The organism is Thiemannella venezuelensis, from assembly GCF_014203605.1.
GTDB classification, from domain to species: domain Bacteria; phylum Actinomycetota; class Actinomycetes; order Streptosporangiales; family Streptosporangiaceae; genus Planomonospora_A; species Planomonospora_A venezuelensis.
The window spans coordinates 136384-157050 of the sequence record NZ_JACHJJ010000017.1; the positions used below are offsets into that span (position 1 = coordinate 136384).

At 73.7% G+C, this 20667-nt stretch carries 13 protein-coding genes; 8 read left to right on the forward strand and 5 right to left on the reverse strand.

Features of this window, described 5'->3' with window-relative positions; all coding sequences use genetic code 11:
- Positions 1-97 precede the first annotated feature (97 nt).
- Positions 98-706: a hypothetical protein gene (locus tag FHS22_RS23785; protein WP_184944987.1), complete on the forward strand. Its 609-nt coding sequence runs from the start codon at positions 98-100 to the stop codon at positions 704-706.
- Between the two features lie 154 nt (positions 707-860).
- Here the strand turns inward: FHS22_RS23785 and FHS22_RS23790 are convergent, their stop codons facing one another.
- Together FHS22_RS23790 and FHS22_RS23795 are read right to left on the reverse strand one after the other, a co-directional pair.
- Positions 861-1841 (reverse strand): Gfo/Idh/MocA family protein, encoded by a 981-nt coding sequence (locus tag FHS22_RS23790; protein WP_260408208.1) that lies wholly within the window; start codon positions 1839-1841, stop codon positions 861-863.
- Positions 1842-1957: 116 nt separating this feature from the next.
- Positions 1958-3541: a peptide chain release factor 3 gene (locus tag FHS22_RS23795; RefSeq protein ID WP_184944991.1), complete on the reverse strand. Its 1584-nt coding sequence runs from the start codon at positions 3539-3541 to the stop codon at positions 1958-1960.
- 241 nt (positions 3542-3782) lie between these two features.
- Between FHS22_RS23795 and FHS22_RS23800 the strand changes: the two genes are divergently transcribed.
- The 5 genes from FHS22_RS23800 (at position 3783) to FHS22_RS23820 (ending at position 13723) form a co-directional block, all read left to right on the forward strand.
- Positions 3783-4553, forward strand: a complete 771-nt coding sequence (locus FHS22_RS23800) for a PP2C family protein-serine/threonine phosphatase (protein WP_184944993.1) — start codon at positions 3783-3785, stop codon at positions 4551-4553.
- 524 nt (positions 4554-5077) lie between these two features.
- The gene (locus FHS22_RS23805; protein ID WP_184944995.1) at positions 5078-5692 is read left to right on the forward strand and encodes a hypothetical protein; all 615 of its coding nucleotides are present in this window, start codon (positions 5078-5080) and stop codon (positions 5690-5692) included.
- An 11-nt stretch (positions 5693-5703) separates the two neighbouring features.
- A complete protein-coding gene (locus tag FHS22_RS23810) occupies positions 5704-7914 on the forward strand; it encodes a flotillin family protein (RefSeq protein ID WP_260408209.1) in 2211 nt (736 codons plus the stop codon).
- A gap of 8 nt (positions 7915-7922) precedes the next feature.
- Positions 7923-12911: a DNA repair ATPase gene (locus FHS22_RS23815; RefSeq protein ID WP_184944997.1), complete on the forward strand. Its 4989-nt coding sequence runs from the start codon at positions 7923-7925 to the stop codon at positions 12909-12911.
- Positions 12908-13723 carry a neutral zinc metallopeptidase gene (locus FHS22_RS23820; RefSeq protein WP_184944998.1) on the forward strand — a complete coding sequence of 272 codons (816 nt, stop codon included), beginning with the start codon at positions 12908-12910 and terminating at the stop codon, positions 13721-13723. The genes FHS22_RS23815 and FHS22_RS23820 overlap by 4 nt, the downstream gene beginning before the upstream one ends.
- 34 nt (positions 13724-13757) lie before the next feature.
- Here the strand turns inward: FHS22_RS23820 and FHS22_RS23825 are convergent, their stop codons facing one another.
- The gene (locus FHS22_RS23825; RefSeq protein WP_184945000.1) at positions 13758-14555 is read right to left on the reverse strand and encodes a PP2C family protein-serine/threonine phosphatase; all 798 of its coding nucleotides are present in this window, start codon (positions 14553-14555) and stop codon (positions 13758-13760) included.
- 84 nt (positions 14556-14639) lie between these two features.
- Here FHS22_RS23825 and FHS22_RS23830 point away from each other — a divergent pair, with 84 nt between their 5' ends.
- Both FHS22_RS23830 and FHS22_RS23835 read left to right on the forward strand, forming a co-directional pair.
- Entirely contained in the window at positions 14640-16580 is a 1941-nt protein-coding gene (locus tag FHS22_RS23830; protein WP_184945002.1) for an N-6 DNA methylase, read from the forward strand.
- 25 nt (positions 16581-16605) lie between these two features.
- Positions 16606-17499, forward strand: a complete 894-nt coding sequence (locus FHS22_RS23835; RefSeq protein WP_184945004.1) for a serine/threonine-protein kinase — start codon at positions 16606-16608, stop codon at positions 17497-17499.
- A 41-nt stretch (positions 17500-17540) separates the two neighbouring features.
- Here FHS22_RS23835 and FHS22_RS23840 read toward each other — a convergent pair whose 3' ends face one another.
- Positions 17541-19313, reverse strand: a complete 1773-nt coding sequence (locus FHS22_RS23840; protein WP_184945006.1) for a High-affinity nickel-transporter — start codon at positions 19311-19313, stop codon at positions 17541-17543.
- Entirely contained in the window at positions 19310-20623 is a 1314-nt protein-coding gene (locus FHS22_RS23845; RefSeq protein WP_184945009.1) for a tetratricopeptide repeat protein, read from the reverse strand. The genes FHS22_RS23840 and FHS22_RS23845 overlap by 4 nt, the downstream gene beginning before the upstream one ends.
- Positions 20624-20667: the final 44 nt, after the last annotated feature.

The following is a 20667-nucleotide window of genomic DNA, read 5'->3' on the forward strand; positions in this document are numbered from 1 at the left end:
CCGGTGAACCCGCAGCTCAGCGCGGTCCGCGAGGGGGAGGGTCCCGGCCGGCGCCGCCGCCGTACGCCCGGGCGGGACCCTGTAGGACGATGGAGCCGTGAGTTTCGAACTGGCCGTATGGCACGAGCCCCAGCCGATCACCAAGGAGCGCGCGGAGGACGTCTTCCGGGCGCTCCGCCGAGGCGAGTCCGGAATCGTCGCGGCCCATCCCGGGGTGGCCGCGTTCGCCGGGCGGCTGGCCGGGGCCGAGCGGCCCTCCCCGGAGTACGCCCTGGTCACCGTGGCCCTGGAGCGGTCGGACGAGGTGGCGGGCGAGGCCTTCGCGCTCGCCAGGGCCTGCGGGCTGGTCTGCTACGACCCGCAGCGCCGCCTCGTGCACAACCTCGCCCCGCTGGGGGTCTACCCCGGGATGCAGATGCACACGGGCGACGGGATGATCCTTGCCGACCCCGACCTCCGGCTCGTCCACGACGTCCTCGCCACGATGGCGCCGCAGAACCCCTTCACCGCGCTGGTCGTCTTCGGCGAGCACTTCGTGCAGTCGTCCCCGGAGATCACCGGTTACGAGCTGGAGTACAAGGACAGCGTCCGGAACCTGATGTTCCGCACCCACGTCCCGGACCTGGAGGCGGTGCAGCGGGCCTTCGCCGAATACGCCACCGGCGCGCGCGACTTCCTCGACCGCCACGACTGGAAGCAGGTCTGACCCTCTCGCACCTCACGCGGGCGGATCCTGCCACCGCACGGGTCGTGATCGATGCCTGCGTCATGGCGGACGTCGAACGTGGAGTCCTCGGCCCTCCCCGCCTCGGCCCTCCCCGCCTCGGTCCTGCCGGAAGGCCCGGCCGCCGGGGCGGGGGTCATTCGCCGGGGAAGCGGACCCCGATCCGAGCGCGGACCTCGTCCATGACGCCCATCACGTCCAGCGTGGCCTGCCAGGGCACGAGCGGGCTCTCCAGCAGTCCCTCGCGCAGGCAGCGCATGGCCTCGGCCGCCTCGTGGTTCATGCCGTTGCCCGTGTAGGGGACATGGAAGGTCTCCGGCTCGCCCTCCGTCCGGTACAGGGTGAAGGTCTCGGGGCGGAAGAACAGGTGCGGCAGCTCGATCCGGCCGAGCGGCCCGGAGACCGACGCCGTGACGGGGCTGTGCGTGGTGATCCCGCAGGAGAGCATCGCGACCGCGCCGCCGGGGTGGCCGAGCAGCATGCCGGTGTTCTCGTCCACGCCCTCGGGGGTGAGCCGCGCCCACGCCTGCACCTTCTCCGGCGCGCCGAGCACCATGTGGGCGAAGGAGAGCGGGTAGACACCGAGGTCGAGCAGGGCCCCGCCGCCCAGCTCCGGGTCGCGGAGCCGGTGCCCCGGTCCGACGGTGACGGAGATCCCGAAGTCGGCGTGGACGGTGTTCACCGGGCCGAGCGCGCCGCCTGCGACCAGCTCCACGATCTTCCGGATGGCCGGGTTGCACCGCATCCACATGGCCTCCATGAGGAACAGCCCGCGCTCCCTCGCCAGGTCCACCAGCTCGGCGGCCTGGGCCCGGTTGAGCGTGAAGGCCTTCTCGCACAGGACGGCCTTGCCCGCCTCCAGGCAGAGCCTGACCGCGTCGTAGTGGGCGTTCTGGGTGTTGGCGACGTAGACGATGTCCACGTCCGGGTCGGCGGCCAGCTCGGCCCAGCTCCCGTGTGCCCGGGGGATGCCGTACCGGCCGGCGAAGGCCTCGGCCGCCTCGGCCGACCGGGACCCGACCGCGGCCACCTCGGCGTCCGGAAGCAGTTTCAGGTCCTCGGTGAAGGTCGCGGCGATGCCGCCGGTCGCCAGGATGCCCCACTTAATCGTGCTCATAGGGACATATCTCATCATGCTCGGCGACCTGGTGGGAACGCTCCCACGCCACGCGGCGGGCCGGCGCCGCGCCGTACGGTCCCTGCTTCCGTGGTTTGTACGGCGCGGCGGAGCGGTCAGCCGCGGGTGTCGGCGAGCAGCGCGTTCAGCACCAGGTCCGGGTGCTCGCGCAGCACCCCGCGCATCCGCCACTCGTCGGTGAACAGCGCCAGCAGCGCCCCGTCGAGCGTGCGGGTGAAGACCTCGACGCCGCGCTGGCGGGCCAGGACCGGCGCCGACTCGGCGTCGGTGAGCCGGGCCAGGCTGAAGTCGAGGCGGTCCAGGACGATCTCGGTGTTGAACTCCCCGGCCAGCCGGTGCTTGACCACGTCGAACTGCATCGGGCCGACCGCCGCCAGCACCGGCGACTGGTCTCCGCGGATGTCGGAGCGGAGCACCTGGACGACGCCCTCGCCCTCCATCTGCTCGATGCCCTTGCGGAACTGCTTGGTCCTGCTGGAGTCGCGGACCCGTGCGGTCCAGAAGTGCTCGGGCGCGAAGCTCGGGATCTTCGGGAACTCGACCGCGGGGCCGTCGTAGAGGGTGTCGCCCGGCCTCAGGGCCGTGGCGTTGACCAGGCCGATCACGTCACCGGGGAACGCCTCGTCGATCGTGGCGCGCTCCTGCCCGAAGACCGACTGGGCGTACTTCGTGGCGAAGGGCCGGCCGGTCGACGCGTGGGTCAGCACCATGCCGCGCTCGAAGCGGCCCGAGCAGACCCGCACGAACGCGATCCGGTCGCGGTGCGAGGGGTCCATGTTGGCCTGGACCTTGAAGACCAGACCGGAGAAGGGCTCCTCCAGCGGGCGCGGGTCGTCGTTCACGTCGGGGCGGGGCGCGGGCGCGGGCGCGATGTCCACCATCGCGTCCAGCAGGCGGCCGACGCCGAAGTTGGACAGGGCCGCGCCGAACAGCACGGGGGTCGACTCGTGGGCCTCGAACGCCTTCTGGTCGTGGTCGGAGCCGATCGCCGAGAGCAGGTCGGCCTCGTCCCGGGACCGCTCCCAGTCCTCCCCGATCTCGGCGAGGGCCTGCTCGGGGGTGAGCTCGGTCTCCAGCGCCTTGGTGGCGCCGCCCGGGGTGCGGGTGTAGCGCACGGCCCGGTCGGCGAGGCGGTCGATCACCCCGTGGAAGAAGCCGCCGGTCCCGATCGGCCAGGTGATCGGGGTGGGCCGCAGGCCGGTCTTCTCCTGGATCTCGTCCAGCAGCTCCAGCGCCTCGCGGCCGGGCCGGTCCCACTTGTTGACGAACGTGATCACCGGGATGCGGCGGTGCCGGCAGACTTCGAACAGTTTCAGGGTCTGCGGCTCCATGCCCTTGGCCGCGTCCAGCAGCATGACCGCGCAGTCGACGGCGGCCAGCACCCGGTAGGTGTCCTCGGAGAAGTCGGCGTGACCCGGAGTGTCGACCAGGTTGAACATGTGGCCGCGGTACTCGAACCGCAGGGCCGCCGAGGTGATGGAGATGCCCCGGGCCTTCTCCATGTCCATCCAGTCGGAGGTCACCCCGCGCCGCCCCGCCTTGCCGTGCACCGCCCCGGCCTCGGTGATCGCCGAGGCGTGCAGCGCCAGCGCCTCGGTCATGGTGGACTTTCCGGCGTCGGGGTGGCTGATCACCGCGAACGTGCGGCGCCGTGCCGCCTCCTGCGCGATCGCGGTCATGCGGTCTCTCCTCGCCGTGCCATAGGGTGTGCCCGTGCGGTGTCCGGGATGCCGCAACAGCTTACGCGCCACAGAGCGGTCAATTGATGTGGCAACACTTTCTCAGGCCGCTTGCGCCACCACGGCGCACAGTGGATCGTTGGAAGATCTCGGTTCGACCGTGTCCGTATCGCCTGTCCGAAAGCGACTCGCTCGTGCAACTCGATGTTCCAGTGGTGTGCAGGACCCCGGTGGAGTGCGGATGATCACGCTCCGCTACGCCGCCGGTTCCGATGTCGGCAAGGTCCGCCAGGGCAACGAGGACGCCGCGTACGCCGGCGCCCGGCTGCTCGCCATCGCCGACGGGATGGGCGGGCACGTGGGCGGGGAGGTCGCCAGCTCGGCCGCGGTCGCCGCCGTGGCCCCCCTGGACCACGAGTGCCCCGCCGACCTGGCCGCCGCCGCCGAGGGCGGGGTCCGCCGGGCCAACCAGCGCCTGCGCGAGCTCGTCGAGCAGGATCCGAGCCTGACCGGGATGGGCACCACGCTGACCCTGATGCTCTGGGACGGCCCGCGCTTCGCGCTGGCCCACATCGGCGACTCGCGCGCCTACCTGCTCCGCAACGGCGACCTCTACCAGATCACCTACGACCACACGCTCGTCCAGACCCTGATGGACGACGGGCGGATCACCGCCGAGGAGGCCGCCCGGCACCCGCACCGGTCGATCCTCCTGCAGGTCCTGGACGGCAGCGAGAACATCGAGATCGACCTGTCCCTGCGGGACGCCGAGGTGGGCGACCGCTACCTGCTCTGCTCCGACGGCCTGTCCGGCGTGGTCGAGGCCGCGCAGCTCCGCGACGTGCTGGCCACGGTCGACGACCTCGGCGCCGCTGCCGGCAGGCTGATCGAGCTCGCCTGCGAGGGCGGCGGCCCGGACAACATCACCTGCGTCGTGGCCGACGTGGTCGACGAGCCCGGCGCGGTCCAGGACACCCCCGTGGTCGTCGGCTCGGCCGACCCCTCCTCCTGACGCGCTCCCCGGCCCGAGGGCCGGGGCGCTGCAGGCGATCTCGGGGGCCGCTCTCCCCTGGGGGCGCGCGATCGCCCGAATCCTGGCCGCGGCGGGGTCACGCCGCTATCGTCGGTGGTCCGTGCTCCTCGTCGATCCCCGCTCCGGAGGGACGCCGTGTACAAGGAATTCGCCATCGAAGTGGTCGTGTGGCTCATTCCCGTCGCCATCCTCATCGGCCTCGCCTACATGATCACTGCCACGTAGGGTCCGCGACGCCGCGGACGGCCGGGGAGGCGGGCCTCCCCGGCCTCTTCATCCCCCCGGTCCGTCCGGCCCCGCCCCCCGGCCGGTACGGCTCCGCGCTCCCGGCCTGCGCGGCCTGCGCCCCCGGCCTGCGCCGATCCCGGTAGAAGCACCCCCGAAAGAACGTTTCTTTAGATATCGGGAACTATCTTCTTTACTCGCGCTTTATCTATACAAAGCCAGGTACATGCGCTCGGGGGAGCGCGCTTCACCACGCCACAGGGGGATTCCACACGCCGATGGGCCGGTTCGTCGACGTCGCCTCAGCCTTTCCCACCGTCCTGTTCAGCTTTCCGCTCGTCGTGGTCGCCGCCTACTGGATCCTCGCCCTCTCCGGCGTGATCGGGCTCGACGGCGACGAGGCCGCCGGCGGCGCGGAGGCGACCGGCCTGGCCGGCCTCCTGGCGGGTCTCGGGCTCGGCGGCGTACCCGTCACCGTGACCGTCTCGCTGCTGGTCGTCATCGCGTGGTTCACCAGCCTCGCGGGCTCCACCCTGGTCACCGGGACCCCCGCCCTGACCGCCGTGCTCGTCGCCGCGCTCGCCTGCGCCTGGCTCGGTACCCGCCTGCTGACGCTGCCGCTGCGCCGCGCCGTACCGAAGGAGCGCGTCCCCTCCCGCGCCGACTTCGTGGGCCGCACGTGCGTCATCCGCACCGGCCGGGTGTCCGGGACCTTCGGCCAGGCCGAGGCCACCTCCGCCGACGGCTCCTCCGCCCTCATCCAAGTCCGGCAGACCGGTGACGAGACCTTCCTCGCCGGCGGCACCGCCCTGATCTTCGCCTACGACGACGACGGCGAATTCTTCTGGGTGACGCCCTACGACGCGGAACTCGACCCCGACCGTCCTCTCTAGCGAAGGACCACATGGACGTCATCTCCACCGGTTTCGGCATCCTGCTCGCGCTCGCCCTGCTCATCGCCGTCGCACTCGCGATCATGGTCAGCCGCCTGTTCAACAAGGTCGAACAGGGCAAGGCGCTCATCGTCTCCAAGATCAACAAGGTCGACGTCACCTTCACCGGAGCGATCGTGCTGCCCGTGCTGCACAAGGCGGAGGTCATGGACATCTCGGTGAAGACCATCGAGATCGAGCGGACCGGCCGCGAGGGGCTGATCTGCCGGGACAACATCCGCGCCGACATCCGGATCACCTTCTTCGTCCGGGTCAACAAGACCGCCGAGGACGTCGTCAAGGTCGCCCAGGCCATCGGCACCGCCCGGGCCAGCGACTCCGAGACGCTGCAGGAGCTGTTCAACGCCAAGTTCTCCGAGGCGCTGAAGACCGTCGGCAAGCAGCTCGACTTCGTCGACCTCTACACCCAGCGCGACCGGTTCCGCGACCAGATCATCCAGGTCATCGGCACCGACCTGAACGGCTACAGCCTGGAGGACGCGGCGATCGACTACCTGGAGCAGACCTCGCTGCTCTCCCTTGACAAGAACAACATCCTCGACGCCCAGGGCATCCGGAAGATCACCGAGCTGACCGCGATCGAGCACGTGCGGACCAACGACTTCCAGCGGCGCGAGGAGAAGGAGATCACCCGCCAGAACGTGGACGCCCGCGAGGCGATCCTCGAACTGCAGCGACGCCAGGTCGACGCGGAGATCAAGCAGAAGCGCGAGATCGAGACCCTGCGGGCCCGCGAGGAGGCGGAGATCGCCCGGGTCCAGGCCGAGGAGCGGCTCAAGGCGCAGGCCGCCGACCTGCGCACCCAGGAGCAGCTCGGCATCCAGCAGGAGAATCAGGCCCGCGAGATCGCCGTGGCGGCCAAGAACCGCGAGCGGGTCATCGCCATCGAGAGCGAGCGCATCGAGAAGGACCGCATGCTGGAGGTCATCTCCCGCGAGCGCGAGACCGAGCTGTCGCGCATCTCCAAGGACAAGGAGGTCGAGGGCGAGAAGCGCTCGATCGCCGAAGTGGTCCGCGAGCGGATCGCGGTCGAGAAGACCGTCGCCGAGCAGGAGGAGAACATCAAGCGCCTGCGGGTGGTCGAGGAGGCCGAGCGGACCCGCCAAGCCGTGATCATCCAGGCCGAGGCCGAGGCCCAGGAGAACCTGGTCAAGGACATCAAGGCCGCCGAGGCCGCCGAGGCGGCCTCCAAGCACAGGGCGCGCGAGGCGCTGGTGCTCGCCGAGTCGCGCCAGCAGGCCGCCGAGCTCGACGCCCGCGCCAAGATCCGGCTGGCCGAGGGCATCCAGGCCGAGGCCGCCGCGACCGGCCTGGCCGAGGTGCAGGTGGCCGAGCGCAACGCCGCCGCCATCGAGAAGGTCGGCCGGGCCGAGGCCGCGGTCGAGCGGGAGAAGGCACTGGCCGCCGCCGAGGGCGAGCAGGCCAGGGCGCACGCCGCCGCCACCGCGATCCGGGAGAGGCTCAAGGCCGAGGCCGAGGGCGAGCGGGAGAAGGCACTGGCCGAGGCCGCGCTGATCGGAGAGAGGCTGAAGGCCGAGGCCGAGGGCCTCACCGAGAAGGCCGCGGCGATGGCCGCGCTGGACGACGCGAGCCGCGGTCACGAGGAGTACCGCCTGCGGCTGGACGCCGAGAAGGAGATCCGCCTGGCCGGCGTCACCTCCCAGGTCAAGCTCGCCGAGGCGCAGGCCGCGGTGCTCGCCGCCGGCCTGGAGAAGGCCAACATCGACATCGTCGGCGGCGACAGCGTGTTCTTCGACCGGCTGGTCGGCGCGGTCACGATGGGCAAGGCCGTGGACGGCTTCGTGGAGGGCTCCGGGGTGGTCCGCACGCTCGCCGGGCCGTACCTGGACGGGTCGCAGAGCCTGCCCGCCGACCTCTCCCGGGCCCTCGGCTCGCTGGGCAGCGGCGACGTGCGGGACCTGTCGCTCTCGGCGCTGCTGGTCAGGCTGATGGGCGAGGGCGGCCCCGAGGGCGCCCGGCTGCGCGAGCTGCTCGGCACCGCGACGTCCGCGGGGACCTCCCCGGCGGCGTCCACGGCGGCGTCCACGGTGACCGCGACGGCCGTGGCCCCCGCCACAGTGACCCCCGCCGCCGCGGTCGTGACGGTCCCGGGCAACGCCGCCAACGGCCCCGCCCCGGTCCTCGACGCGGGCCGGGAGTGACACCCGCGGTGACCCTCACCGAGACCACGAGCACGACGGAGCAGCCGCTGGACGCGGGCACCTACGAGGTGCTCCGCGCCCGGCTCGCCGAACAGGCCGCGGAGCTGGCCCGGCGGGCCGAGGCGCTCAACGCCCGGCGCCTGGACGTCTTCGGCGGGACCGAGCTCCGCCTGATCGGCACCGAGCGGATCCGCACCGAGAACAACTGCGTGCCCCGCGACATCGTCTCCATCGGCGACCTGATGCTCTTCGGCTACAACGTGTTCATCGGGCTGAAGCCGGAGACCGCCGTCGACGACGTCTTCTCCGTGCACCGGTTCAGCCGGGACGGCGACGCCGTCCGCTTCGACACCGATCCCGGCGCCGAGCGGCTCCTGCGCCATCCGCAGTTCGAGCGGGACTTCGCCGAGCTCTACCGGTACTACCGGCAGACCCGGCTGCTCCAGCTCCGCCGGGTCGAGGGCAGGCTGCTGGCCGTCTTCCGGACCGGCCCGCAGGACATCCGGGTCCTGCGCTGGCAGATCGGGGCGGACGGCTCGCTCGCCTACCTCGACGATCGCGGCGAGCGCGACCACGTCTTCCCCGCCTCGCACGACTTCGAGTGGACCCGGACCACCCGCGACGACCACGTGCCCGGCCGCCACCCGCACATCTCGATCCAGGGCGAGGTGTTCGTCGAGACCGTCGGCGGCGACCTCACCATCAAGGTCGAGAACAACACGGAGACCGGCGAGGGCGTCTACCGGGAGCCGGTCGACGAGCCGCTGCAGAGCCTCGCCGACGCCGAGGTGCTGCACGCCAGGGTCGGCCCGCTGATCCTGCTGCGCATCCGGCCCTACAACGAGACCGGATGGCGGCACCTGGTCTTCAACACCCGGACCAGGGACGTCGTACGGCTGGACGGCATCGGCCAGGCCTGCCGCCGGCTCCCCGAGGACCAGGGGATCATCTTCCCCGGCGGCTACCACCTGTCCACCGGGGTGAGCAAGACCTTCGACACCGACGTCACCGGCCTGGAGTTCGAGCGGGTCGTCCGCTCGGCCAACGGCGAGGACGTGCTCTACGTGTTCCACGCGCGGGCCGACGGCCGGTCGCTGCTGCTGCCGTACAACGTGATCCGCAAGCAGGTCGCGACGCCGATCCCCTGCCACGGCTACTCGCTGTTCGACGACGGCACGCTGGTGGTGTTCCGGGCCACCTCGGAGGAGCCGGCCCGGGTGCACCCGATGCAGGTGTGGCAGACGCCGTACACCTCCGACGTCTACGCCGCCGCCCGGCCGGCGGGGACCGGGCCGCTGGAGCGGATCGGCAACGCGGAGCTGGTGCGCGGCATCTCCGACTGCCTCTCGGTGGCCCGCATGGTCGAGGAGACGGCGCCGTCGGCCTCCGTCTTCGAGGCTCTCATCGCGGCCTGCACCCGCGTGTTCGACCACTACCACTGGCTGGGCGACCACGACCTGCGCGGGCCGGTGACCGAGGTCAGGGCGACCGCCGAGCAGGTGCTCGACGAGTTCGAGAAGGTCCGCTCGCTCACCGGCCAGGCCGCGGAGGCGCTGGAGGCCGCCGCCGGGGAGATCGCCTCCCTCATCCGACGGTCGCACGGCGAGCCGGCCCGCTCCGCCGCCGAGTGGGTCACCCGGATCTCCGAGCTCCGCCGGGCCCAGGGGCACCTGGCGGGCCTCCGCGAGCTGCGCTACGCCGACACCGGCCGGATCGACCGGCTGGACGCCGAACTGACGGCGGAGCTCGGCACCGCGGCACGGCGTGCGACCGGCTTCCTGCAGGGCGCGGACGCCTTCACCGGCTACCGCTCCGAGGTCGAGACGCTGGCCGCGGAGGCCGGGACCGCCGCCACCACGGCCGAGGCGGCGGGAGTCGCCGAGCGCCTGGCCGTGCAGGCCCGGGGCCTGGAGGTCGTGATCGAGGTGGTCGGCACACTCGACATCGCCGACGCGGGAGCGCGCACCGCGGTCCTGGAGCGGATCGGCGAGGTCCTCGGCGGGGTCAACCGGGCCCGGGCCGCCCTGGACGCGCGCCGGCGCGAGCTGCTGGCGACCGAGGGACGCGCCGCCTTCGCCGCCGAGTTCGCCCTGCTGGGGCAGGCGATCACCGGCGCCCTGGCCATGGCCGACACCCCCGACCGGTGCGACGAGCAGCTCGGCCGGCTGATGCTGCAGCTGGAGAACCTGGAGTCGCGCTTCGCCGAGTTCGACGACTTCCTCACCCAGCTGGGCACCAGGCGCGAGGACGTCTACGAGGCGTTCTCCTCCCGGCGGCAGGCGCTGCTGGACGAGCGTGCCCGCCGGGCCGACCGGCTGGCCGGCTCGGCGGACCGGATCCTCCTCGGCGTGCGGCGCCGGGCGGCCTCGTTCGGCTCGGCGGACGAGGTCAACACCTACTTCGCCTCCGACCCGATGGTGGCCAAGCTGCACGCGGTCGCCGGGGAACTGCGCGAGCTGGGCGAAGCGGTCCGCGCCGAGGAGCTGGAGGGGTGGATCAAGTCCGCCCGCCAGGAGGCCGGGCGCGCCCTGCGCGACCGCCTCGACCTCTACGGCGACGGCGGCGGGACCATCCGGCTGGGCCGGCACCGGTTCGCGGTCAACACCCAGGCCGCCGACCTGACGCTGGTCCCGCACGAGGACCGGATGGTGTTCGCCGTCACCGGGACCGACTACCGCTCCCCCGTCGGCGATCCCGCGTTCGAGGCGAGCCGGCCGTTCTGGTCCCAGCTGCTGGTCTCGGAGTCGCCGGAGGTCTACCGGGGCGAGTACCTGGCCGCCTCCATCCTGGCCTCGGCCGAGGCGGGGGCTCCGGCCGCGGACGGCTCCCCCCTCTCGCTCGACGCGCTGCACGAGGCGGCGGTGGCGGAGGGCGGACTGCTCGCGATCGTCCGCCGGGTCGCGGAGAGCCGCTACGACGAGGGCTACGAGCGGGGCGTGCACGACCACGACGCCGCCGCGATCCTGGAGGTCCTGCTCCGCCTGCACTCCGGCGCCGGGCTGCTCCGCTATCCGCCGGACGCCCGGGCGGCGGCCCAGCTCTTCTGGGCCTTCGGGACCGGCGAGGCCGAGCGGGCGTCCTGGACCACCAGGGCGGTCTCGCTCGCGCGGGCCCGCTCCCGGTTCGGCCGCGTGGCCGCGGTGGACGAGATCCGCCGCGACCTCGGCTCCGCCGTCGCGGCGTTCCTGTCCACCCTGTCGGCACCGTCCCTACCGTCCGCGCCGTCCGTACCCTCTGCGCCGTCCGTACCCTCTGCGCCGTCCGCGCCGGATGGCGCGGACGTCTCCGGGATCGCCGGGGAGTACCTGTTCGAGGAGCTCGCGGGGGCTCCTGCCGGATTCGTGACGAGCTCCGGCGCCCGGGGGCTGCTGGAGCGCTTCGGCCGGGCGCTGGGCGCCGCGCGCGCGGAGTTCGAGGACGACCTGCGCGCCCTGGCCGGCGACCTGCCGGCCCGCAGGCGGCTGGCCGAGGCGTGGCTGGGGGCGTTCGAACGCGCACCCGAGCTGCCGGAGGCGGTGGCCGTGCTCCTGTGCGAGCTGCCCCGCTACGACTCCTCTGCGGCGCTGGGCGCGACCGCCGAGGGCCTGCTCGGCGCGCATCCGCGCGTCACCGGCCGGAGCCTGGCGGTGCGGCTGGACGAGTTCCTCGCCAGGACCCGGCGGTTCGGGACCGAGCGCGTGCCCGCCTACCGGGACTACCTGCGGCGGCGCAACGAGCTGGTCGCCGCGGAGCGCGAGCGGCTGCGGCTGGAGGAGTACCGGCCGAAGGTGATGAGCGCCTTCGTCCGCAACCAGCTGCTCGACGAGGTCTACCTGCCGCTCATCGGCGACAACCTGGCCAAGCAGCTGGGCGCGAGCGGCGACGCCAGGCGGACCGACCAGATGGGCCTGCTGCTGCTCGTCTCCCCGCCCGGCTACGGCAAGACGACCCTGATGGAGTACGTCGCGAGCCGTCTCGGCCTGGTCTTCGTGAAGGTCGACGGTCCGGCCCTCGGCCGCCTCGTCACCTCGCTGGACCCGGCCGAGGCCCCCGACGCGACCTCGCGCCAGGAGGTCGAGAAGATCAACTTCGCCCTGGAGATGGGCAACAACGTCCTGCTCTACCTCGACGACATCCAGCACACCTCCCCCGAGCTGCTGCAGAAGTTCATCTCGCTCTGCGACGCCCAGCGCCGGATGGAGGGGGTCAGGGACGGCCGGAGCCGCACCTACGACCTGCGCGGCAAGCGCTTCGCGGTCTGCATGGCGGGCAACCCGTACACGGAGTCGGGCGGCCGGTTCCGCATCCCCGACATGCTCGCCAACCGGGCCGACGTCTGGAACCTCGGCGACGTACTCTCAGGCAGGGAGGAGGTGTTCGCACTGAGTTACGTCGACAACGCGCTCACCGCCAACCCCGTCCTCGCCCCGCTCTCCACCCGGGACCGCGACGACGTCCGCCTGCTCGTACGGCTGGCGCAGGGCGACCCCGCCGTCCGCGCCGACCGGCTCTCCCACCCCTACTCGCCGGTCGAGCTGGAGCAGGTCCTCGCGGTCCTGCGCAAGCTGCTCCGCGTCCAGCGGGTGGTGCTGGCCGTCAACCAGGCCTACATCGCCTCGGCCGCCCGGTCCGACGGCTCCCGGACGGAACCGCCGTTCCAGCTCCAGGGGTCCTACCGGAACATGGCCAAGCTCGCCGCGCGGATCGTCCCCGTGATGAACGACGCCGAACTGGAGGCGGTCATCGACGACCACTATCTCGCCGAAGCCCAGACCCTCGCCTCCGGCGCCGAGGCCAGCCTCCTGAAGCTGGCCGAGCTGCGGGGGACGCTCACCGCCGCGCAGGCCGCGCGGTGGGCCGAGGTCAAGGCCGCCTACGTGCGCTCGGCGGCGCTCGGCGGCACGGAGGACGACCCGGTGACCCGGGCCGTCGGCGCCGTCGGGCTGCTCGCCGACCGGGTCAGCACCGCCATCGGGCAGGCCGCCGACCGGCTCGCGCCGGAAGGGCCGCGCCGGTGACGGCCGGACGGGTCGGCGGCGCGGTCCTGTCCGCGATCCTCGCCGGGGCCGTCCTCTCGGGCGCCCCCGGCACCGCCGGGACCGCCCGCGCCGCGGCGGGCTACCCGGTCGGGAACGCTCCCGTGCTCACCCACAACCCGCTCTACGGCAGGAGCGTCTTCACGCAGGTCGCGTGCGAGGAGCCGGCGGCCGGGAAGGGCGGCGCGGCCTCCGCCAGGCGCTACACGCTCGCGGTCGTGAAGTGCCTCGACCGGGTCTGGTCCACCGAGCTGCGCAGGCGGAACCTGCCGTTCCGCAGGCCGGTGGTCAGGTTCGTCTCCACGAGGAGCCGCGTGTGCGGGGAGAAGTGGCCGAAGGAGACGATCGCGCTCTACTGCAGGGCCGAGCGGAGCCTGAACTTCCCCGTCGGCTCCGGCCTGCTCGACAACGATTCGGACCTGTTCCTGCTGATCGTGGCCGCCCACGAGTACGCCCACCACGTGCAGAACCTCTCCGGGATCATGAAGGGCAACGACGGGCTGGCCTACCGGAACAAGAAGGAGCTGAACGAGCAGGCCCGCAGGCAGGAACTGCAGGCCGAGTGTCTGGCCGGGGCCTTCGCCGGCTCCGTCTGGACGTCGCTGGCGCGCACCGCGGCCGACTGGCGGCTGCTCCTGAGGAGCCAGAAGGCGACGGGCGACGACTCCGGCGGGCGCGGCGTCCGCGACCACGGGAAGGGATCGAGCATCGTCTACTGGACGAACCGCGGATTCAGGGCGGCCTCGTCGTCGGCGTGCAACACCTGGACCGCCGCGTCCGCCCGGGTGTCCTGACCGGAGGTCCTCCCGGGCGGCGGCCCGGCCGGGCTCAGGGTGTCAGCCGCCGCTCGGTCGCGGCCCCCACGACGAACCTCTCGGCGCCGGCCGGGTAGGGCCCGAAGTCGGCCACGACGCAGGTGATGTTGTCCGGGCCGCCGCCGCGGTTGGCCAGGTCGATGAGCCGGTGGGCGGTCTCGCCAGGGTCGTCGACCTCGGTGAGGATGGTGAAGAGGGTCTCCGGGCCGACCACGGCGGTCAGGCCGTCGGAGCAGACGAGGTAGCGGTCGCCCGGCTGGGCCTCGCGAAGCGTCAGGTCGAGCTCGCCGTCGCCGGTGCCCTCCAGCACCCGCAGGACCATCGAGCGGCGCGGGTGCTCGGCCGCCTGCTCGGGGGTGATCCGCCCGTCGTCGACCAGCGACTGGACCAGGGTGTGGTCGTGGGTGATCTGGTAGAGGGCGCCGTCGCGCAGCATGTAGGCGCGGGAGTCGCCGACGTGGGCCAGGGCGAACATGTCGCCGTCCCAGAGCAGGGCGGTGAGGGTGGTGCCCATCCCGCGCAGCGCGGGCTCCTGCTCGCTCATCTCGCGGATCATGCGGTTGACGTCTCTGGCCACGGTTTTCAGCGCCGCCTTGAGATCGGCGCCGGTCTCCGGAAGGCTTTCGTCCAGCGCCGCCACGGCGGTGACCGCGAGCGAGCTGGCGATCTCCCCGCCGGCGTGGCCGCCCATGCCGTCGGCGATGGCGAGCAGGCGCGCGCTCGCGTAGCCGGAGTCCTCGTTGGACTCGCGACGGACTCCGACGTCGGAGCGGGCGGCGTAGCGCAGGGCCGGTCCTTCGTTTTGTGCCATGAAGGCAGTAAAGCACTGGTTGAAGCACTTCACAAGCAAATCTCTTGTAGACCATTTCAGCACAGTCAACTACTGTGGGCCGGTATGGAGGAGAGCCAGGAGATCACCGTGAACGCGGGCGACATCGCCCGGTTCGCCGATGTGGGCCGGGCGGCGGTGAGCAACTGGCGCCGCCGCCACGAGGACTTCCCCCAGCCCGTCGGCGGAACCGCCTCCAGCCCGCTCTTCTCCCTGTCCGAGGTCACCGCCTGGCTGCGGGGCAACGGCAAGTCCTTCGAGGTCTCCCTGGGCGACCTGGTCTGGCAGCGGATGCGGACCACCGTCGACGACCTGCGCCTGGGCGAGCTGGTCGGCCGGGTCGGCGCCTTCCTGCTGTTCCTGCACCGCGACCCCGGAGGCTGGCGCGAGCACGGCACGCGGTCGTTGTCCGGCGATCCCGGCGCGCGCCCCCTCGCCGAGCTGGTGGCCGACGCCACGCCCGACCTGCCGGGTCCGCCCGGGTTCCGGCTGGAGGACCGCACGCTGATCCGGCTGGTCGCCCGGCTCGCCGCCGAGAACGGCCCGCTGGCCGCGTTCGAGTTCCTCTGCGCACGCTACGTGGAGGCCCACTCCCGGCAGCTCTCGGTCACCAGGGACGACGTGGCCGCGCTCATGGCCCGGCTGACCGGCGGACACCTCCGGGACGGCGGGGGCCCCGTGCTCGACCCGGCCTGCGGGGTCGGCACCCTGCTCCTGCACGCCGCCGCCCCGCTCGGCCAGGAGCTCAGCGAGACGAACGCCCTGCTCACCGCGGTACGGCTGCTGCTGCGCGGGACGCGCGCCCGGATCGTGGCCGGCGACTCGCTCCGCGAGGACGGCCTGGCCGGCGAGCTCGCCGCCGCGGTGGTCTGCGACCCGCCGTTCAACGAGCGGGCCTGGGGCTACGAGGACCTGGCCGGAGACCCCCGCTGGGAGTACGGCCTGCCGCCGCGCGGCGAGCCGGAGCTCGCCTGGGTGCAGCACTGCCTGGCCCACGTGCGGCCGGGCGGCCTGGTGGCGATCCTGATGCCCGCCGCGGCGGCCAGCCGGCGCCCCGGCAAGCGGATCCGGGGCAACCTGCTGCGGGCCGGGGCGCTGCGGGCCGTGATCGCCCTGGCCCCCGGCGGGCCGGACCTGTGGCTGCTGCGCCGCCCGGACGGCGGTCGGCCCCCGTCGCAGCTGCTGATGGTGGACGCGAGCGAGGACCTGTCGATCGTGGAGTCGGCCTGGCGCGCCTACACGGCCGACCCCGAGGCCGAACCGCCGGGCGAGAGCCGTACGGTGCGGATCATCGACCTGCTCGACGACGAGGTCGACCTCGCGCCGGGGCGGCACCGCCCGCAGCAGGGCGGGATGGACTTCGCCCGCGACCTCACCGGCGCGCTGGACCGCTTCAGGGAGGTCTCGGCCGCGCTGCCGGACGCGCCTCCCGCGCTGGAGACGCTCGCCGAGCGGCAGGAGCTGCCCACCACGACCGTCGGCGAGCTGGTCAGGGCGGGCCTGGTCACGATCCTGCAGGCCCCGCCCAAGATGACCGCCGGCTCAGGACCCGTCCCGGTCCTGACCGCCGAGGACGCCGCCGCGGGCGCCGAGCCCTCGGGAGGGACGGTCTTCGACCCGGCGCTGGTCATGGTCAGGCCGGACGACGTCGTGGCCACCGCGCTGGGCGCGGTCCGGGTCGTCGAGCACTCCGGCGCGGCGCTCGGGCCGCAGCTCACGCTCTACCGCGTCGACCCCGAACGGCTCGACCCCCACTTCCTGGCCGGGTTCCTCCGCTCCGCCGAGGCCTCCCGCGTCCATCCCAGCTCCAGCCGGCTCGACGTGCGGCGGGCCCGCGTGCCGGTGCTGCCCGTGGCCGAGCAGCGGCGGTACGGCGCCGCCTTCCGCGAGCTGACCGCGCTGGAGGACAGATTGCGTGAGACGGCGGCACTGGGAGAGACCTTGATCCGGCTAGGCTTTGACGGACTGGTCGACGGTCATCTGAGACCGTGCGACCAACGGGTGTAGCGCCCGCGGGTCCGCAGGGAGGGTCATGGTCATCGGCGACCGCTACGTGCTCGACGACCTTCCCCTGGGGCAGGGCGGGATGGGGGCGGTCTACGCCGGTCACGACAGGCACCTCGACCGCAGGGTGGCGGTCAAGTTCCTGCGCCTGCTCACCGGGCCCGACGAGGAGCTGAAGCGGCGTTTCCTGCGCGAGGCCCGCATCCTGGCCAAGCTGGAGCACCCCGGCGCCCCGGTCCTGTACGACTTCGGCACCTTCGAGCAGCGGCTGTTCCAGGTGATGCAGTTCATCGAGGGCGTCACCGTGGCCGACCTGGTCAGCGAGCACGGCCCGCTCCCGGTCCCGTGGGCCGCCGCGATCGCCGCCCAGGCCTGCGCGGTGCTCTCGGCCGCGCACACGCTCTCCATCTACCACCGCGACCTCAAGCCGACCAACCTGATGCTCTGCCCGGACGGCAGCGTCAAGGTCCTGGACTTCGGCCTGGCAATGCTCCGCGAGGCCGACTCCACCCAGTTCACCCGGATCGGCCAGATCCTCGGCACCCCGTCCTACATGGCCCCCGAGCAGATCCAGCGCGGCCTGGCCGGTCCGCGCAGCGACCTGTACGCGCTGGGCTGCGTGATCCACGAGATGCTGACGGGCGAGCAGCTGTTCACCGGCCCCACCGAGTACGTCGTGTTCGAGCGCCAGGTCAAGGAGCTCCCGCCCCCGGTCCCCGGCATCCCCGACGGCTTGAACCGCCTCCTCGCCGAGCTGCTGGAGAAGGACCCCGACCGGCGCCCGGCCGGCGCCGACGCCCTCTACGAGCGGCTGCAGCCCTTCGCCGTGGACCTGCCCATGCTCCCCGGTTTCCTCACCCCGCCCTCGGTCCCCAGTCCCGGCCGGATGTACGCCCGCGTCCTCGGCCGCATCCTGGCCTGATCCCCGCCGGCCGGTTCCCGCGGCGCCGGCGTCGGGCGCGGTCAGACCGCTCCGGTGAGTCCGCGCAGGGCGAGGCCCAGTCCGAGCAGGACGACGACCGCGGCGGTGCCGACCGGGGCGAGGGCCGACGCGCGGGCCGCGAAGCCCCGGCCCGCCGCCGCGAACCGGCCGGCCCTCCCGGCGAGCCTGACCAGGAGCAGCCCGGCGGCGGTGAGGGTGGCGGCCATGCCCAGGCCGTACGCCAGGACGAGGGCGACCCCGAACCAGGTGCGGCCGAGCGCGATCGAGCCGAGCAGGACGACCAGCGCGGAAGGGCTGGGCACCAGCCCTCCGGCGATCCCCATCCCCACCAGCCCGCGCCGCGAGGCCGCGGGCCGGGTCTCCGCCCCGCGGTTCCCGGCGGCCGACGCGCCGGGAGGTCCGGCGTCCGGTTCCAGCAGCGCCACGCCGCCCTCCGGGCGGGCCGCGTGCCCATGGCCGAGGTGACCGGAACCGGAATGACCGTGGCCGTGACCGTGGCCGTGCCCGTGGCCGTGCCCATGCCCGTGGCCGTGGCCGTGCCCGTGGCCGTGCCCGGGCGCCTCTCCGGTGCGGTGGGCGCGCCAGGCCGTCCGGAGGAGGCCCGCGCCGACGGCGGTGATCAGCAGGCCGCTGACCAGGCCGAGCCAGGCCAGTACGGCCTCCCCGGTGAGGAAGGAGAAGACGCTCAGCAGCAGCCCCACCACCAGGACGCCCAGGGTGTGGGTGACGGTCACGGTGGCGCCGACGACCAGCGCGTCCCGGGGGCGGCCCCGCCGCCCGGCCAGGTAGGCGGCCATGATGGTCTTGCCGTGGCCGGGGACGAGCGCGTGCCCGGCGCCGAGGAGCACGGCGATGCCCACCGCGAGCAGGCCGAGCGGGACCGTCGGCGAGCCGGTGCCGATCAGCCCGGTGAAGGCCCGGTCCAGCGCGGCCAGCGCGTCCCCGGCCGGCCCCGGCAGGCTCGGCCGGGGCACGGCCGGAGACGGTCCGGTGCCGGGGCCGGTTCCCGTTCCGGCCCCGGCCGCGGAGCCGCTCCCGTCCCCCGGCCCGTCCCCCGGCCCGGTCCCGGGCCGGACGACCAGCCGCGCCGTCCGCTGGTCGAGCGGAGCGGCCAGCAGGTCGTCCGGGTAGCTCCGCAGCCGCCCGCTTGTGCTCGTCTCCGGCGCCGACGACTCCGCCAGCCGTACCCCGCCGCCCGCGACCGCGGTGATCTCCCGCCAGCCGAGCCGGTCGGCGAGGAAGCCGTCCTCGAACCCGACCGTCTCCGGCCCGGTCACGGGCGCGGCGAGGGAGCAGGTCAGGCGGCTGGTCTCCAGGCCGCCCTGGCCGGGCTCGTAGCCGAACTCCGAGGAGGCGACCCGCCAGGCGACCGCCGTCCCGTTCACGGTCAGCCGCTGCGCGGCGGCCAGCTCCGCGCAGCGGGCGGCGCCGTACGCCGACCGCTCAGGCGGCGAGACCGTCCCCGACCGGTCGCCGTCCACCGCGGGACGGGTCTGCAGGGTGGGCAGTTCGGCGCTGTCGACGACGGCGAGGTTCTCCACCCGGTCCGGGGCGACCGTCAGGCCGTTGTAGTGGTTGACGGTGAAGTTGCCCAGCGGGTGCGCGGCGACGGGCGGGAGCACGGCGCTGACGTGCGAGGACACAGCGGCGAGCGGGAGCACAGCGGCGGGCCGGAGCACAGCGGCGGCGCGGGGAGGCCCGGCGGCGGCCTGCGACGCCGGGGCCGCGAGCGCCGTGCACAGCGCCGCGAGGCCGGAGGCCGCGACGAGGCGGAGGACCGTTCTGCGGATCATGAGAACCTCGCGAGGGCGGGCAGGCGGGGGGAGAAGGCCGGGTCCGCGGCGCGGGCCGCGGCGGCGGAGCGCTCGGCCCGCCGGGTGAGGCCCAGGGCGCGCTCGATCTCGGCGCGGTGGTGCAGGAGCAGCGCGTGGCGCCAGCCGGTCGCGGTGGCCTCGCGCGCGTACGGCAGCGCCTCCCGGCTCCGGCCGTCCCGGTGCAGGGCCCAGGCCAGCGCGTCGGCGGCGACCGCGCCCGGCGCGCGGGCGTACTCGGCCCTGGCGTGCTCGACGGCCCGGGCGGGAGAGCCGTGGTCGGCCTCGTACTCGGCCCAGGTCAGGTCGTCGCGCACCCCCGCGCCCGCCATCAGGTCCCGCTGCGCCCGCAGCAGCGCCCACTGCCCGGACGGGTCCCCGCCCGAGGCCATGATCACCTCGGCGTACTCGACCGTGTACTGGGGCAGCGGGAGCCGCTCGACCACGGTCGCGTACAGGTCGAGCGCCTCGGCCGTCCTGCCGCCGAGCGCGGCGGCCCTGGCGGTCCCGGCCAGTGCGGGGGTGAACTCCGGCGCCGCCCGCAGCGCCAGGCGGTACTGCTCGGCGGCGCCGGCCAGGTCGCCGGAGTGCAGGGCGAGCTCGCCCAGGTGGTAGTGGCAGTAGGCGACGTCGGCGGGGGCGAAGGCGTCGTCGAGGGCGTGGACCAGCAGGCGGCGGGCCCCGTCCCGGTCGCCGCGGAGCTCGGCCGCGTAGGAGGCCCTCGTGAAGGCCGCGACGCCCGGCCGCAGCTCCGTCATCCGCTTGATCGCCCGCTCCGCCTCGCCGTACCGGCCGAGCTGGATGTAGGCGTCGGCCAGCACCGCCTGGGCGCCCGCGCCGTAGGGGTTCGCCCCGGCCGACAGCCGCGCCAGCCGTACCGCCCCGGTGAAGTCGTGCCGGGCGGCGGCGAGCGCGGCCTGGCCGGTCAGCGCGGCGGAGTTGCCGGGGTTCAGCGCGGCGGAGCGGGCCAGCGCCTGCTCGGCCTTCGGGTAGAGGGACGGGTCGGCGGTCAGGCGGGCCTGCTGGACGTAGGCGGCGCCGAGACTCGCCCAGGCCTGGTCGTCGCCGGGCAGGCGGCGGAGCCTGGCGGTCAGCGCGGCGATCGCGTCCCGCAGCGAGACGGCCGAGACGGGCGTCTCCACGGGCTCGCGGACGGCCGCTCCCCTGGCGGGCGCGGTGGCGGGAGGCGGCACCGGCTCGCCGGGGACCAGCGCGGCCCCTGCGGTCAGCGCCCCGGCCAGCGCCAGGGCGGCGATCCCCGCCCTGGCGGAGGGCCTCGTGGAAAACCTCATGGAAGTCCTCGTGGAAGTCATCGCAGTGATCTCCACCGGCTCCG